A 14,813-nucleotide genomic window follows, 5' to 3' on the forward strand; every position below is an offset into this window, starting at 1 on the left:
AGAATATGAAACTGATAAGTATCAGCGTCACGGATTTCATGGGTCGAGGAAACAGCCTAAAAGAGAACTTTCTGGATGATCTTAATATCCTGACAGGAAAAAACGGGGCGGGAAAAACAACTCTGATGAAGCTCGTTTGGTACGTCATGAGTGGCAACATCATGATGGCATTGAGAGAGGTGCCCTTTAAATCAGCAACTCTGGTAACTGATCAATACATATGCACCGTAACAAGAACAGCCGCTGTCAGCTGTAGAGTTGAAGTAACTACTGAGAAGGGGTCAACACTTTATGAAGATGGTCCCGACGATGAATTTCCTCAGTACGCTGAAGACGGCGCGAATGAGCAATTGCTAAATCTCGGTGGGTCATTGTTCTTACCTACATTTAGGCGTATTGAGGGTGGTTTCGGCATCTCAACTTCACTGGATTCCACCGCGCGTCGTGCAGGTCGAGCCAAAACAGACATTGAGGATGCTTTGATTGCCTTGGCTACAAAGCTCACAAATGCAAAGCATAAATTCGTTGCCTCAATTTCGACTGTTGATATCGTTGCGCTACTTTTGCTCAAGTACACCAATTTGTCAGATGCTGTGGCGGAAGAGCAAAACCAAGTATCACAAAGCATCATCGAGAAAATCAAACTTTATAAAAAGGATGATCAAGATCTTTTCGGCAGTAATACTGACGATTCCAGAATTCAGCGCGCCAACGTTGTATTGGACGATGTGCGTTTTATGGTGGAAACCATGGACTTACGACGTGAGGAAATCATGTCGCCACTCGAAGCCGTAAAAATACTCATTGGAAAGTTATTTGAGCACGAGGGGATACGAATCAGCAACCGGCTGACGTTCGGAGATGCTGCCACGGAGGTCAGATCAGATCGTTTGTCGGCGGGCGAAAAGCAAATGCTTAGTTTCATTTGCTATAACGCCTTTCATCAAGAAAGCGTTATTTTTATAGACGAGCCGGAATTGAGTCTGCATGTAGATTGGCAGCGCCAACTCTTTCCTATTTTGCTAAGTCAGAAAACTACTAATCAATTCGTCATAGCTACGCACTCTCCTTTTATCTATAGCAAGTATCCGGACAAAGAAATCTGCATAGACTCCAATCGCGGAGACGGAGCGGTAGAGTAATGGCTCGCGGCCTAGTTGAATTGACTCCCGAGGAACTACTGTCAACCATCAAACGATCAAGCTTACCTACGCTGTTAGTTGAAGGAGATGACGACATTGTCGTTTTCAGAAAGCTTGAGGAACTTCATGCAGATATTTCTCTTTCCTTAATGACAGCTGGGGGTAGGTCAAGTTTATTGAAAGTCTTCGAACGAAAAGAAGAGATCACAAATACAAAACTCGGCTTCATAGCAGATCGAGATAGTTGGGCCATCACAGGTATTCCCGAAGGCTTCAGTTGCCCTGAATTGATCTTTACCTCCGGGTATTCAATTGAGAACGACCTATTTTCGGATGGCGATGTACTGAACATGATCGAAGCAGCTCGTAGACCAAACTTTCTAGCGGACCTTAATAATTTTGTCGAATGGTTCGCTTTGGAGTTGTCGCGGTATATCCGTGGAGAGGGACCAGGCTTAGATCTACATGTGCGTGCCATTTTGGATCAACCTAACTACCGTAATGACCGCATGCAGCTGATGGATGGGGAAGACTACCCCACGGAACTTCGGACACAAATCATGGATAACTATGTGACCTTAGTCAGAGGCAAAAATCTCATAGAGCTAGGCCTTAGACATCTAACCGTAAATGGCCGAAGTCTCTTTCACGCACTAGGCCTCATGCAAATGATCGCTCATCGACAAGGACCCGCTCTAAATAGAGTATTTGAAGCAGTTGGTGTTCTTTTTACCCAACAGCAACCTAACAATCCGGATCAACTGCCACTGGCTCAGTAACTAATAACTAGATCCCCTTTCTATGCCAACAGAATCGCGCACAGGAGATCGAGCAGTAGCTAAGAAGCAACGGCCAGCATAAGTTGTTGCTCGGACCCAGCTCCCGGGCGCGGAGGTACTCAAAGCCCTCCAGTCCTGATCTGACGAAGGTGTAAGTTAAAACTCTCGCCCCAACGCCTCACGCTCCCTCTTGGCCCGCAAGCAGTCCAAAAACAGCAAGCGTGAGCGGACTGCGTGCGAAATCACCCATTCCGTGCTGCACCGCCGGTTCCGCGGCATAGACCTCAAACAGGCGATAGGCGATACGCCCGACGAACAGCAGTGAAAGCGCAATGCCCAGGTGGGCGTTGGGCGTGTAGAACAGGCCTTGGGGGGTGGGTTCGAAGCGCGTCTTGCTTAGCCCGAAAACACCAAGCAATGCGCCCAGGCCCAGGCCACCGGCCAGCCACCCAAGCATTTCGAGGTGTTCATGCGCAGCAAAGCCAAGCAACACAAGCAGCACGGGAAAAATGATCAAAGTGACCCAGGGGCGGATCCTCGACAGGCGCTGGCGCCCGACCATGCGGCGAAAGCGCGCGTAGACGCGCCACACGATCAACGGAAGAAGCACAAGCAGTGTGATGGTGGAGGCACTCGGCGCTTGCATGGTGTTGGCCTTCAGGTAGCGAACAATGGGCACGGGCGGCAGAAATTGCCTGACACGGTGCTCCCGGGACTATCGATGGAGAAACGATGCCTGCAGAAATCGCATACCCGCCAATATCTGCTGAACACGTTCACCCGATAGCGTCCCGACGTGCGCACCCAGACGTGTTTTGTACACGGAAGACACCTGCGACACAACCACCACGCTCTGCTTCTCGAGATTGCCCTCACCCGGCTCCAGCAGGAAATTGCCCGGCTCTGTGGCGCGGTTCAGGTTGGAGGTGAGCGCGCAAACAATGACGGTGCTGATGCGGGAGCGGTTGAACACGTCGTCTTGCACAACGACATGGGGATGCGGAGAGCCCGGGATGGAGCCGCGTGAGGGGTCCGCTTCTATCCAGAACACATCACCTTGCTTGATGGTGTCGGGGAAAGGGCCTTGTGGGGCTTCGGGGTCTCTGTCCATAGGTCGTAGTTTCTCACCTCGGACAACCAGCGCTTCAGGCGGTCCGCCTGAGGTTACGGGGTCGCTCCCGCGTCGATCAACAGCTTAGCCATTTTGCCGTGACCTGCTTGGCGCGCCTGGGCCAAAGCGGTGTCGCCCCACTTCGAGACTTCATTGAGGCTCGCACCCGCTTTGACAAGAAGTTTCACGGCACGAATGTGGCCACGGCTGCTTGCCTGCATCAGAGGGGTCTGCATGTCCCCATCCCGGCTGTTCACGTCGCCGCCTGCACCCAGAAGAAGTTGAAGTATTTCCGTCCGGCCGTGGTATGCGGCGAATGTCATAAACGTTGGGGATGCCCGGCTGTCCTTGCGGAGGTTGGGATCAATCTTGCCGGCAATCAGCGCTTTGACTTGCACTGCATCATTGCGCTCGATGGCTCGCATCATTAAATCGTAGTTGTCGGCTGCAGCAACCACGGATGCGAAAAACAGGCCGAACAGCAAAAACACGAATCGCTGCAGGCGCTTTTGACTACCGCTCAATCTGGTCAACATTTTCTGCTTTCGGGAATTAACCTTGAACGGGCTCTCTTGCGAGAGCGGCTTCTCTAAGGCTGAGCGCTTTTCGGCACATCCGGCTTGGGAGCATCCTTCACCCGCACATAGTATTCACGCAGATGAAGGCTCTGCGAGTTGTCTTCGCCGCCTGCGTACACCCACAGCATGTCTGGGCTTATGAAGTTATAGACAACGATGGCGTCTTTGCCGGTCACTACCGCAACGGTTTTGATTGCAACCGAATCCGAAGCAACGCCCAGGACACGATACGGATGCGTTTCGCGAAAGCCTGTCAGTGGCCTCTTTCGGCCCTCCTGCGTTTTCGTCTCCAGGTCCGGCAGCTCGGAAGTCATGGCATCGGCCGTAAAGGTCAGGGTCATATGCCCCATCAGCTGCGAAAGAAACAGGGCCGTCTTGCTGTCCAGCTTTGCGCGCTCGTTATTGAAGCGCATGCTGATCTCGGAGTCAGACTTCCACTGGCCGACAAGATTCGGGTCTGCATTTGCTGAGGTGGCGCATGCGGCCATCAGCAGGAGTGCAAAGAGTCTGCGCATGCTTATTCGACGTCAGCGAAATCGTCGTCACCCTCATTGCGCGCACGGGGCGCCTTGACGCCACCCTTGGCCACCACTTCCACATAGAACTGCGGCGCGCCGTCTTTCACGATCTCGTCAATCGACTTGATGAGGTCTGCCACCGGCACCTCCGCAACCGTAGCATCGCTCGCACCCGACTTGCAATCAAAGTCCCAAAAATCCACGCCCTTGGGCAAGGCCTTGGCGCGTTCACGTTTGAGGTATTTGCGGATGTCGTGTTTGGCGGCATCGAGCAGGCGGTCGCGATTTTTGCCTTCGATGGTGAGCTGGTAGGTTTTTTTCATGAGTACTTCTGGTCTAAAAAGTGGCGCGCTGCGGCCACGGTGTACTACCGATTATCGGGCCGTGGCCGGGCAAGCCGAAAAGTCATAGGCAAAAGCGGCGTCACCAGCAACAATCTGCGCGGCATGGCGTTTGCATGGGTACCCATGTCAGCTTGTTCAACCCCACGTCCCTCACCTGGCAGGGGCACAAGGAGATTCCGATGATCTATGGTTTGACCTACCTCGGTGTGATCCACACCGCCATCAGCCTGGTGGCCGTTGCGGCTGCCGTGATCGCCTTCTTTCGCGACAAGGAAATCATTGCCGCGTCCACACTGGGCAAGGTGTATATCTGGACCACCGTGCTCACCTGCCTCACCGGCTTTGGCATCTTCCAGCACGGCGGCTTCGGCAAGCCGCATGCGCTGGGCATCATCACCTTGCTGGTGCTGGGCATTGCCTGGGTGGCGGGCACTACCAAGGTGCTGGGCCGTGCCTCGCCGTATGTTGAAACGCTGGGCTATTCGATCACCTTTTTGTTCCACATGATCCCGGCCATCACAGAGACATCGACGCGCCTGCCATTGGGTGCGCCACTGCTGCCCAACGCCGATGCGCCCGAACTCAAGGCCGCCACGGGTGTGCTTTTGCTGCTTTACATCATTGGAGCGGCGCTGCAGGTGCGGCGCATACGCGCGCGCCATGCGGCGCTGAACGTCGCTGCTGTGCCGGGGTCTGCTGCCGCCAGTTAATGGGTAAGGAGCGACAAATTCACCCGGGCCAGACAACCAGCAAATAGCGGCAGGCGCTGCGTCCCAGGGTTTTAAAGGCCACGGGGCGGTCAACGCCGAAGTCCAGGCAGTCGCCGGGTTCGAGCTTGAAAACTTCTTCACCGTACTCAACGCGCAAGCCGCCTTCCACCAGCCAGAGGCGCTGCCGGTAGGGCTGGCCGCTCCATCGCGGGTAAGCCACCCTGGCCGACCGCGGCAGCTCGACTTCCACCATCTCGACGCCGTGGTCGGGCCCGCGCTCAGCCACCTGGCGCCGCAGGTAGCCGGCTTGCGGGTCGCGCCACACGGACTGCCCTGCCTTCTTTCGCAGCCTGCGGCCGGCTTCTGCTTCCTTGTCTTCGGTGAGCAGCTGCGCCAGCGGCACACCCAGGCCGGCGGCGAGGCGGCCGAGGATCACGGCGGTCGGGCTGCTTTCGACGCGCTCCACTTTGGAAATCATGGCTTTGCTGACGCCCGACACTTCGGCCAGTTGTGCCAGGCTCAGGCCCTGGGCCTGGCGCAATGCCAGCAGCCGCGACGCGATCAGGGCATCAATCGTCATGGGGTGCCTTCCGGGAAATACGACAAATACGGGAAATACATTCGTCTATCATAGGGGATAAATAATCTCTTATAGTAGACGATCTATTTGCGCCACATTGACCCCACACGGCCCCCAACCCGAACACCCCTGCGAAAGGACTTCCCATGCATCTCGTCGAATGCAATGAAGAACGCCATGCCGGCCAGATCCTGGCCATCTTCAACGAGGCGATCGTCAACTCAACGGCGCTGTATGACTACAAACCACGCGCACCTGAAAGCATGGTGACCTGGTTTGCCACCAAGCGTGCCAACGGCTTTCCTGTGGTCGGGATGGAAGACGACAGCGGCAAGCTGCTGGGTTTTGCGAGCTACGGCACCTTCCGCGCGTTTCCGGCGTACAAGTACACGGTCGAGCATTCGGTCTATGTGGAGAAAGACAGCCGCGGCCTGGGCCTGGGGCACAAGCTGCTGGAGGCGATCGTGGCCAGGGCTGAAGCGCAAGGCATGCACGTTCTGGTCGGCGCGATTGACCTGGACAACGCTGTGAGCATTGCGCTGCACAAGCGCCTGGGCTTTGAGCACAGCGGCACGATCAAACAGGCGGCTTTCAAGTTTGGCCGCTGGCTGGACCTGGCGTTTTTGCAGAAGACGTTAAAGACGCCGCTTCAGCCTGTTGACGGTTAAGTCTGTTGGCTGGTCAACACCTTGTCGATAGCCTCATGCAGATGCTGCAGCCCAAACGACACATCACAGAACACGCCGTTGACATAAAACGCCGGCGTTGAGCGCACGCCCAGGTGGCGGCCGCTTTGCATGTGCTCCTGCACGCGCTGCAGGTAGACGTGGTCGTTCATTTCGTTCTGGTAGCGGGCCATGTCCAGGCCGGCCTGGGCGGCGTAGTCGAGCAGGTGCTTGTCTTTGAGGTGGTGCTGGTTGGTAAACAACAGCTCATACATGGGCCAGAACTTGTGTTGCGCGCCGGCGGCTTCTGCCGCTTCTGCGGCCAGCTCGGCATGGGGGTGCACTTCGCGCAGCGGAAAGTGCCGGAAGACAAAACGCAGCTGGCGCCCGAAGTGCGGCAGCATCACCTTCAGGGCGCCATAGGCCTGAAAGCAGGACGGGCATTCGAAATCGCCGTATTCCACGACAGTGACCGGGGCCGACGCCGGGCCATGGATATGGTCGATGGCATCGTCGGGTTCGAGAAACGGGTCGGGTTGGGACGAATCGGCCATGAAAATCACCTTTAGCTGTGTGTTCAGACATTGAAAAATGTCTTCAGCACAGTATGCGCCCGGGTGTGCGCGGTGATCAAGGAGCCGTACGGCCCCATCGGCGTTGTGGGTAGCCGTGGATAGCCAGGTAGAGGCCGGCGGTTGCCGGCCCGTGGTTCAGCTTCAGGCCTGGTTGGCGGCGTTTTCGAGGGCTTCGTCGAGTGCCTTGCACGAGGGCGAGCACACGGCCTGGGACTTGCCCAGCACTTTACGGGTGCCCATCAGGGAGCGGGCGCGGTGCTTGCCGCACATGAAACACGACATCGTGGCAGCGCCAAATGACGTGGTGGCAGCAAACGGTGAGCCCGACACCTTGGACTTGTAGCGCAGGCCGTCAGCGAGTACGGCGGTTTTGGCGTCAGCTCTTGCCATGGTTGGGGTCTTCCTTCAGTTGGGGGTTGATGGGTTTCATGGCCTTTTCAATGGCCTCTTTGGCCTTCAGCTCGGCAGCGAGCGAGGCGTCCAGCGCAGACCGGCACAGGCCCGCGTACTGGTAATTGACGTTTTCATACAGCTCTGCCGCAGCCGGGTGCGTGTCGAGCAGCGCGCCCAGCGCCATGCCGGGTTCCACATCGCCCAGTTCGTTGACCAGGTGCAGCACCACGGAGCGATACTGCTCGGCACCCACCGGCACCGCGCTGTGCTCAAGCCGTTCCAGCAGCTCGGCCAGTACGTGGGTGACCGTGAGGTCGGTTTTGTGGGGATGGGGTTGGGTGGCGTTCATGCAGTGAATTTGGGGCTTCCTTCCCCTAAATCAAGCACTTTGCGGACCAGGTAACCGCCCTTCGGCGGTTGCTGGCCCCCTTTCGGGCTAGCCTGGATCAGCCCTGCGCGCTATATTTTTTATAGCTGCTCGCGCTTGTCTGCTGTGGGTTGGAGGCCTATTTTACCTCTAAACGGCAGGCCCGGAAGCTTTCCCCGGGCTTCCAGAGGCCATTTGGCGTGCCTGCAGGTGTTACCAAACGTCTTTTGAACGCTGTTTAATGGATGAAAAGTAGCTGCAGGCCAATGCTGGTAAGCGCAAGTAGCTCCTGATTTGATAGCACCCGAAATACCGCGCAGAGCGTCTACGGTACTTTTCACCCTCCATCGGGCAACCCTTTTGCCGCCAGATGGGCCACCAGCAGCTTTGCCGCCGCCGACAAAGCCGCCTCATCCCGAAAGCAGATGGCAAAGCGCCGGCGGGCCCAGGGGTCGGCGAGCGGCATCACACGCAGCCCATAGGTGGCGGCATAAGGCTCAGCCACCTCGCGCGGCACCACGCTGATGGCCAGGTTGGCGCGGACCACACGCAAGGCGGCCTCGAAGTTGGACACGATGACGCGGTGAACCACGACCTTGCCCTTGAGCGCAGCAGCCCGCAAGAGCAGCACCTGCACAGCACTGTGCGCGGGAAGGCTGACATGCTCGAAGTCGAGCGTCTGCTCAAAGTGCAGGGTTTTCTCGCCTGCCAGCGGGTGCGACGGGTGGGTCACGATGGCCAGGTGATCGGTGCGGTAGCTGCGCGACTGCAGGCCGCTCAGGTCGGCAGCGTCCCAGCAAATGCCGACCGAGGCCACACCCTCCTTGATGCCGCGAATCACATCGGGGCTGACGCGCTCTTCCATGTCGACCTGGATGTCATGGTGCGCCGGCTCCTGCAAAAAAGCCGCCACGTCGTCGGCCAGCGACTCGGCCATGACAGAAGCCGTGGCCAGGATGCGCACCTGGCCGCGCACGCCCTGGGCATAGGCGGCCATGTCGCGTTCAATGCGCTCGGCGCTGGCCAGCATGGTGCGCGCGTGTTCCAGCAGGCTTTCGCCGGCGGGCGTGGGCTCCACACCGCGGCGGCGCCGCACCAGCAGCGGCGTGCCGACGGTGTCTTCGAGCTGGGCCAGCCGCTTGCTGATGGCCGAGCCGACGATGTTGGCCTGCTCGGCCGCGCGGGCAATGCTGCGTGCGTCGCATACCGCCGCGAACAGCCGCAGCGTGGTCATGTCGAGGTCTCTCATGGGCGGCTCCTGGCGGTCAGGGGGCAGATTTGATATTCCCAATCGGAATGTCAGTGCTTCCGGAATTGATCAACCAAGCCTTTTGGGAAATTCTAAACTGCAGCTGCGCCCTGAGAATGAACAGAATGACAACGGAGACCACAGTGAACCTGCCTTCAAGGCCTGCCCTCCCCCGGCAGGCAACGATTCGTGAAGTCGGCCTGCGTGACGGCCTGCAAAGCATTGCCGCCGTGATGCCGACCGCGCACAAGCTGGAGTGGATCCAGGCGGCCTACGACGCCGGCCAGCGCGAGATCGAGGTTGGCTCCTTTGTGCCCGCGCGCCTCTTGCCGCAGCTGGCCGACACCGCCGAGCTGGTGGCCTTTGCCAAAACACTGCCCGGCCTGGTCACATCGGTACTGGTGCCCAACCTCAAAGGCGCCGAGCGCGCCATCGAATCCGGCGCCGACCTGATGCTGCTGCCGATTTCGGCCAGCCACGCCCACAGCCTGGCCAACCTGCGCAAGACGCCCGACGACGTGGTCGAAGAAATCGCCCGCATCCGCGAACTGCGTGATGCCTCGGGCTCACCTATCGTGATCGAAGTTGGCATGAGCACGGCCTTTGGCTGCACGCTGCAGGGCCGGGTCGAGCCGTCCGAGGTGCTGCGGCTGCTGCGCGCCGTGCTGGACGCCGGTGCCGACCGCGTGGGCCTGGCGGACACCGTGGGCTACGCCGACCCGGAAATGGTGCGCCTGCTGTTTGAGCAGGCTTTTGAGGTGGCCGGTGAGCGGCTTGACTGCGGCCACTTTCATGACACCCGCGGACTGGGCATGGCCAATGTGTATGCCGCGCTGCAAACCGGCGTGACGCGCTTTGACGCTTGCCTGGCCGGCATAGGCGGCTGCCCGCATGCGCCCGGCGCCAGCGGCAACGTGGCCACTGAAGACCTTGCCTATATGCTGGCCAGCATGGGTATCGAAACTGGCATTGACTTTGACAAATTGATGGCGCTGCGCACCCGGGTGGCGGGCTGGCTTGAAGGCGAAACCCTGCACGGCACGCTGTGGCGCGCGGGCCTGCCCAAATCCATGCGCGCATCTGCTGCCCCCGCTGCGGCTTGAGCTTTTTCCCCCGGAACACCTGCATGCAAACTATTCCCGAATCCACCACCCCACAGCCGCTGGCCGGCCTGCGCGTGGTGGAGTTCACCCACATGGTCATGGGCCCCACCTGCGGCATGGTGCTGGCCGACATGGGCGCCGAAGTCATCAAGGTCGAACCCATTGACGGCGACCGGACCCGCCGCCTGCTGGGCGCCGGCTCGGGCTTCTTTCCGCTCTTCAACCGCAACAAGAAAAGCATAGGCATTGATTTGCACGATCCGGTGGGCGCCGAAGTGGCGCGCAAGCTCTGCGCCAGCGCCGACGTGGTGGCCGAAAACTTCAAGCCCGGCACCATGGCCAAGTACGGCCTGGACTACACCGCGCTCAGCGCCGTCAACCCGCGCATCATTTACGTCAGCCACAAGGGTTTTTTGCCCGGGCCCTATGACCACCGCACCGCGCTTGACGAGGTGGTGCAGATGATGGGGGGCCTGGCCTACATGACGGGCCGGCCCGGCGACCCGCTGCGCGCCGGCACCAGCGTGAACGACATCATGGGCGGGCTCTTCGGCGCCATCGGCGCGCTGGGTGCGCTGATCCAGCGCGGCATCAGCGGCAAGGGCATGGAAGTGCAGTCGGCGCTGTATGAAAACAATGTCTTCCTGATGGGCCAGCACATGCTGCAGTACGCCATGACAGGCAAACACCCGGCCCCCATGCCCGCGCGCGACAACCCCTGGGCGGTGTACGACGTGTTCACGGTCCGGGACGGTGAACAGATCTTCCTGGCGGCCGTGAGCGACGCGCAGTGGCAGACCTTTTGTACCGTGCTGGGTTTTGCCGACCTCAAGGCCGACCCGGCGCTGGCCACCAACAACCAGCGTGTGGCGGTGCGCCCCGCCCTGCTCAAGGACCTAGCGGCGCGGCTGGCCCCGCGCGCTGCGGCAGAGCTTTCAGCCGTGATGGAAAAAGCCGGCCTGCCGTTTGCGCCCATCCGCAGGCCCGAGGATTTGTTCGACGATGAGCACCTGCTGGCCACCGGCGGCCTGGCCGACGTGCGCCTGCCCGATGGCCCCAAGGCCGGCCAGATGGTAAAAACCACCCTATTCCCCATCACCATGCAGGGGGAGCGCCTGGGGGTTCGCCTGCACCCGCCCACGCTGGGCGAACACACCCGCGAGTTGCTGGCAGGCCTGGGTTACAGCACGGGTGAAATGGATGACCTGCACCGGCAAGCGGCCGTCAGTTGAGGCAGTGAGTTGAACCTGCCAGCCGATTTGCGCGACTCACGACAATGAAGGAGACAAAATGACCCCGAAGATGAAGATGATCCGCAGTACCGATACCTCAGCCTTGAGCAACAAACCCGCAACCCGGCGCCAGGCCCTCTGGGGACTGGGCGCCCTTTTTGCCGGTGGCGCCTTCCTGGCTTCGCCGCGCAGATTGATGGCCCAGACCACCGACAAGGTGGTGCGCTTCATCCTGCCGGTGGGCGCCGGTTCGGGCGTGGACACCATCGTGCGAGCGGCCAGTGTTGCGCTGGGCAAGGCGCTGGGCAACCCGGTGGTGATTGAAAACCAGCCCGGCGCAGGCGGCATTGTCGGCACGTCCGCGCTTGTGAAGGCTGCCCCCGACGGCATGACGCTGAGCGTGGTGTCCAACAACCACGTGATCTACCCCAGCGTCTACAAGTCGCTGCCGTTCGACCCGGTGGCCGACATCACGCCCATCACCGTCATTGGCACCACGCCGATGGTGCTGGTGGTGAACCCCGCCAAACTGCCGGCCACCAACGTGAAAGAGCTGGTCGCCCTGCTCAAGGCCAAACCCGACGCCTACAACTATGCGTCGTCGGGCAACGGCACCATCCTGCACCTGGCTGCGCAGATGTTTCTGGACGAAGCACAGGTCAAGGCCAAACACATTCCCTACAAGGGCGTGGGCCCCATGGTTGCCGACATGATCGGCGGGCAGGTGGACATGGGCGTGCTGGCGCTCCCTGCCGTGCAGGCGCACCTGAAGAGCGGCGCCTTGCGCGCCATCGGTGTGGGCGGCAGCGCCCGTTCACCCGCGGCGCCCGACATTCCGACCATTGCGGAACAAGGCCTGCCCAACTACAACATGGAAGGCTGGTTCGCGGTGATAGGCCCCGCGAAGCTGCCGGCGGCCGACGTCAAACGCATCCACGACGCGGTGGTTGCCGCCTATGCCACGCCCGAAGTGAAGGAAGCCATGCTCAAGCAGGGCAACACCATCAACCCCGGCAGCCCGGAAGCCGCCGCGCAGTACTTTCGCAGCGAACTGGTGAAGTACGCGCAGCTGGTGAAAAAGGCGGGCGTCGAACTGCAGTAAGGCACACGCACGGGCGGCCGCCCTGCTGTTCATCACAACGGGACGGCCCTGGATTGCTATGGTTTTAATAGCTGCTTGCGCCCGTCAATAAAGCGCCAGGCAGCAATTTGGCAATCAACCCGCCCGGGACGGCCTACAGCTTGGCAATGGACACCTCGGTCGACTTGACCAGTGCCACCACTTCACTGCCGACAGCCAGTTCGAGCTGGTCGACCGACCGCGTGGTGATGACCGACGTGACGATGCCCCATGGGGTTTCAACGTCGAGTTCAGACACCACGTCACCGCGGATGATTTCCTTGATTTTTCCGCGGAACTGGTTGCGGACATTGATGGCTTGGATGGACATAAAAATTTTCCTGAAACTGGTTTAAAACTCGTTGCGCTGAAATTCAGCGAATTCAATGGCGCAGGCCTTACACAGCGGCCTGCAAACCCCGCGCACCGGGACGGGCGTCAGACGCTACATCGCACCCGCGAAAAATGCACCGGCTCAAAGCCTGTCGTGGCCGCCATGCGGAAGCTTTCGGCCAGCAGGGTCAGCACCGCATCGTCCAGACGCACGGTGATCTCGGGGCCGACTTCGTAGCGCTTGTCGGCCGACTGCGGCACCTGCGAATCGGTGGCATACACACCGGGCAGGATGTGGCGGGCCGCCAGCGCCTGCAGCACCGGGCGCAAGGCGTAGTCCAGCGCCAGCATGTGGTGCGGGCTGCCGCCGGTGGCCAGCGGCAGCACGGTTTTTTCCTTCAGCGCCGTTTGCGGCAGCAAATCCAGCAGCACCTTGAGCAGGCCGCTGTAAGCCGCCTTGTACACCGGCGTGGCCACCACGATGGCGCGCGCACGGGCAATCTGGTCAATCGCCTTGACGATCGCCGGATGACCCCACTCAGCCAGCAGCAAAGCCTGAGCCGGCAGCTCACGGATGTTCAGCCGATCGACCACCAGGCCACCCCGCAGGGCCAGCCTGTCGCTGACGGAGTCGAGCAGTGCGGCGGAGCGGGACTGTTCGGAAGGGCTGCCGGCAATAAGCAGCACGGATTGTTGTACGGACATTATTTAAAGTTCTTCCTGATTTGCCTTAAGTGCCAAGCGGCGTGTGCCAGTTATCTCATTCCAGTGCCGGCGCGGAACCGGCTTCGCCGGGCCGCAGCGGGCGCCCCCTCGGGGGGAGGCGGCCGCAGGCCGCTTCGGGGGGTTACTTCCTTGTATAGATCTGATCGAACGAGCCGCCGTCTGCGAAATGCTCTTTATCAGCCTTGGCCCAGCCGCCGAAGGCCTGGTCGATGGTGAACAGGTTCAGCTTGGGAAACTGCTTGGCGTACTTGGCAATGGCTTTCTGCGAAACAGCGGGGCGGTAGAAGTTCTTGCCGGCGATGTCCTGGCCTTCTTCAGAGTAGAGGTACTTCAGGTATTCCTCGGCCACGGCGCGGGTGCCCTTCTTGTCGACGTTTTTGTCGACCACGGCGACGGCGGGCTCGGCCAGGATGCTCAGCGACGGCACGACCACGTCGAACTTGGCGCCGAATTCTTTTTCGAGCAGGTAGGCTTCGTTTTCCCAGGCGATCAGCACGTCGCCCTGGGCACGCTGGGCAAAGGTGATGGTGGAGCCGCGCGCTCCGGTGTCCAGCACGGAGACATTGCCGTACAGCTTGGCAACGAACTCTTTGGCCTTGGCATCGCTGCCGTATTTGCGCTTGGCGAATTCCCAGGCGGCCAGGTAGTTCCAGCGGGCGCCGCCCGAGGTCTTGGGGTTGGGCGTGATCACGGTGATGCCGGGCTTGATCAGGTCGTCCCAGTCCTTGATGCCTTTGGGGTTGCCCTGGCGCACGGCCAGCACGATGGTCGAGGTGTAGGGCGACGAGTTGTGCGGGAGTTTCTTTTGCCAGTCGGCCGACAACCAGCCGCCGTTTTTGACCAACGCGTCGGTGTCGCCGGCCAGGGCCAGGGTGGCCACGTCGGCGTCCAGGCCGTCAATGATGGAGCGGGCCTGCTTGCCGGAGCCGCCGTGCGACTGCTTGATCGTCACATCCTGGCCGGTCTTGGCTTTCCAGTATTTGCTGAAGGCCGCGTTGTATTCGACGTAAAGCTCACGGGTTGGGTCATACGAGACGTTGAGCAGCGTGACGGGCGCTTGCTGGGCCTGGGCGGTCAGCAGTGACCCTGCCAGCGTCAAACCCAAACCGGCCGCCACGGCAGTGCGGGCGGAAACATTGATAAAGTTGCGGCGTGAAGTCATGGTTGCTCTCTTTTCCAAAAAATTGCGTGTAAATGCGAACAAAATGGATTCTGGAAGCAGACCTTAGAAACTGGAACGAATAAAAAATCAGTTCTTTATTCCACAAACATCCTTAGACACCTTAGC

At 59.8% G+C, this 14,813-nt stretch carries 20 protein-coding genes; 7 read left to right on the forward strand and 13 right to left on the reverse strand.

Annotated features, from left to right (window positions below):
* The first annotated feature begins 5 nt into the window (after positions 1–5).
* Both ACXJKE_RS00185 and ACXJKE_RS00190 read left to right on the forward strand, forming a co-directional pair.
* Positions 6–1,142, forward strand: a complete 1,137-nt coding sequence (locus ACXJKE_RS00185) for an AAA family ATPase (protein WP_457278566.1) — start codon at positions 6–8, stop codon at positions 1,140–1,142.
* Positions 1,142–1,921 carry a hypothetical protein gene (locus ACXJKE_RS00190; RefSeq protein ID WP_457278567.1) on the forward strand — a complete coding sequence of 260 codons (780 nt, stop codon included), beginning with the start codon at positions 1,142–1,144 and terminating at the stop codon, positions 1,919–1,921. Before ACXJKE_RS00185 ends, ACXJKE_RS00190 begins: the two co-directional genes overlap by 1 nt.
* 178 nt (positions 1,922–2,099) lie before the next feature.
* Here ACXJKE_RS00190 and ACXJKE_RS00195 read toward each other — a convergent pair whose 3' ends face one another.
* The 5 genes from ACXJKE_RS00195 to ACXJKE_RS00215 form a co-directional block, all read right to left on the reverse strand.
* Complete coding sequence (locus ACXJKE_RS00195; protein ID WP_457278568.1) at positions 2,100–2,567, reverse strand: hypothetical protein; 468 nt, start codon at positions 2,565–2,567, stop codon at positions 2,100–2,102.
* Positions 2,568–2,636: 69 nt separating this feature from the next.
* Positions 2,637–3,032 (reverse strand): type II toxin-antitoxin system PemK/MazF family toxin, encoded by a 396-nt coding sequence (locus ACXJKE_RS00200; RefSeq protein ID WP_457278569.1) that lies wholly within the window; start codon positions 3,030–3,032, stop codon positions 2,637–2,639.
* A gap of 53 nt (positions 3,033–3,085) precedes the next feature.
* Complete coding sequence (locus ACXJKE_RS00205; protein ID WP_457278570.1) at positions 3,086–3,568, reverse strand: ankyrin repeat domain-containing protein; 483 nt, start codon at positions 3,566–3,568, stop codon at positions 3,086–3,088.
* Between the two features lie 53 nt (positions 3,569–3,621).
* Positions 3,622–4,125: a hypothetical protein gene (locus ACXJKE_RS00210; protein WP_457278571.1), complete on the reverse strand. Its 504-nt coding sequence runs from the start codon at positions 4,123–4,125 to the stop codon at positions 3,622–3,624.
* A gap of 2 nt (positions 4,126–4,127) precedes the next feature.
* Entirely contained in the window at positions 4,128–4,451 is a 324-nt protein-coding gene (locus ACXJKE_RS00215) for a DUF6172 family protein (protein ID WP_457278572.1), read from the reverse strand.
* A gap of 134 nt (positions 4,452–4,585) precedes the next feature.
* Here ACXJKE_RS00215 and ACXJKE_RS00220 point away from each other — a divergent pair, with 134 nt between their 5' ends.
* Positions 4,586–5,182: a hypothetical protein gene (locus tag ACXJKE_RS00220; RefSeq protein ID WP_457278573.1), complete on the forward strand. Its 597-nt coding sequence runs from the start codon at positions 4,586–4,588 to the stop codon at positions 5,180–5,182.
* Between the two features lie 19 nt (positions 5,183–5,201).
* Here the strand turns inward: ACXJKE_RS00220 and ACXJKE_RS00225 are convergent, their stop codons facing one another.
* On the reverse strand, positions 5,202–5,762 hold the full coding sequence (locus ACXJKE_RS00225) for a helix-turn-helix domain-containing protein (protein ID WP_457278574.1): 561 nt from the start codon (positions 5,760–5,762) through the stop codon (positions 5,202–5,204).
* Positions 5,763–5,908: 146 nt separating this feature from the next.
* Here ACXJKE_RS00225 and ACXJKE_RS00230 point away from each other — a divergent pair, with 146 nt between their 5' ends.
* Positions 5,909–6,430 carry an N-acetyltransferase family protein gene (locus tag ACXJKE_RS00230; protein WP_457278575.1) on the forward strand — a complete coding sequence of 174 codons (522 nt, stop codon included), beginning with the start codon at positions 5,909–5,911 and terminating at the stop codon, positions 6,428–6,430.
* On the opposite strand, the gene ACXJKE_RS00235 is transcribed toward ACXJKE_RS00230, so the two are convergent.
* The 4 genes from ACXJKE_RS00235 to ACXJKE_RS00250 all read right to left on the reverse strand — a co-directional run bounded on the left by ACXJKE_RS00235 (position 6,427) and on the right by ACXJKE_RS00250 (position 9,011).
* Entirely contained in the window at positions 6,427–6,981 is a 555-nt protein-coding gene (locus ACXJKE_RS00235) for a DsbA family protein (RefSeq protein WP_457278576.1), read from the reverse strand. The genes ACXJKE_RS00230 and ACXJKE_RS00235 overlap by 4 nt on opposite strands.
* Before the next feature lie 162 nt (positions 6,982–7,143).
* Positions 7,144–7,392, reverse strand: coding sequence for a hypothetical protein (locus ACXJKE_RS00240; protein ID WP_436154840.1), 249 nt, complete (start codon positions 7,390–7,392; stop codon positions 7,144–7,146).
* Positions 7,379–7,744, reverse strand: a complete 366-nt coding sequence (locus tag ACXJKE_RS00245; RefSeq protein WP_457278577.1) for a hypothetical protein — start codon at positions 7,742–7,744, stop codon at positions 7,379–7,381. Before ACXJKE_RS00245 ends, ACXJKE_RS00240 begins: the two co-directional genes overlap by 14 nt.
* A 355-nt stretch (positions 7,745–8,099) precedes the next feature.
* Positions 8,100–9,011: a LysR family transcriptional regulator gene (locus ACXJKE_RS00250; protein WP_457278578.1), complete on the reverse strand. Its 912-nt coding sequence runs from the start codon at positions 9,009–9,011 to the stop codon at positions 8,100–8,102.
* Between the two features lie 125 nt (positions 9,012–9,136).
* Here ACXJKE_RS00250 and ACXJKE_RS00255 point away from each other — a divergent pair, with 125 nt between their 5' ends.
* The 3 genes from ACXJKE_RS00255 to ACXJKE_RS00265 are packed head-to-tail and all read left to right on the forward strand — an operon-like array spanning position 9,137 to position 12,448.
* Positions 9,137–10,114 (forward strand): hydroxymethylglutaryl-CoA lyase, encoded by a 978-nt coding sequence (locus ACXJKE_RS00255; protein ID WP_457278579.1) that lies wholly within the window; start codon positions 9,137–9,139, stop codon positions 10,112–10,114.
* A 23-nt stretch (positions 10,115–10,137) separates the two neighbouring features.
* Positions 10,138–11,346, forward strand: coding sequence for a CaiB/BaiF CoA transferase family protein (locus tag ACXJKE_RS00260; protein WP_457278580.1), 1,209 nt, complete (start codon positions 10,138–10,140; stop codon positions 11,344–11,346).
* 58 nt (positions 11,347–11,404) lie between these two features.
* Positions 11,405–12,448 (forward strand): Bug family tripartite tricarboxylate transporter substrate binding protein, encoded by a 1,044-nt coding sequence (locus ACXJKE_RS00265; RefSeq protein WP_457278581.1) that lies wholly within the window; start codon positions 11,405–11,407, stop codon positions 12,446–12,448.
* A 133-nt stretch (positions 12,449–12,581) separates the two neighbouring features.
* Here ACXJKE_RS00265 and ACXJKE_RS00270 read toward each other — a convergent pair whose 3' ends face one another.
* The 3 genes from ACXJKE_RS00270 to ACXJKE_RS00280 all read right to left on the reverse strand — a co-directional run bounded on the left by ACXJKE_RS00270 (position 12,582) and on the right by ACXJKE_RS00280 (position 14,687).
* Positions 12,582–12,797, reverse strand: a complete 216-nt coding sequence (locus tag ACXJKE_RS00270) for a TOBE domain-containing protein (protein ID WP_457278582.1) — start codon at positions 12,795–12,797, stop codon at positions 12,582–12,584.
* A 107-nt stretch (positions 12,798–12,904) separates the two neighbouring features.
* Positions 12,905–13,504, reverse strand: coding sequence for an NADPH-dependent FMN reductase (gene ssuE, locus ACXJKE_RS00275; RefSeq protein ID WP_457278583.1), 600 nt, complete (start codon positions 13,502–13,504; stop codon positions 12,905–12,907).
* 142 nt (positions 13,505–13,646) lie between these two features.
* Positions 13,647–14,687, reverse strand: coding sequence for a sulfate ABC transporter substrate-binding protein (locus tag ACXJKE_RS00280; protein ID WP_457278584.1), 1,041 nt, complete (start codon positions 14,685–14,687; stop codon positions 13,647–13,649).
* Positions 14,688–14,813: the final 126 nt, after the last annotated feature.

It is taken from the genome of Polaromonas sp. P5_D5 (assembly GCF_054049435.1).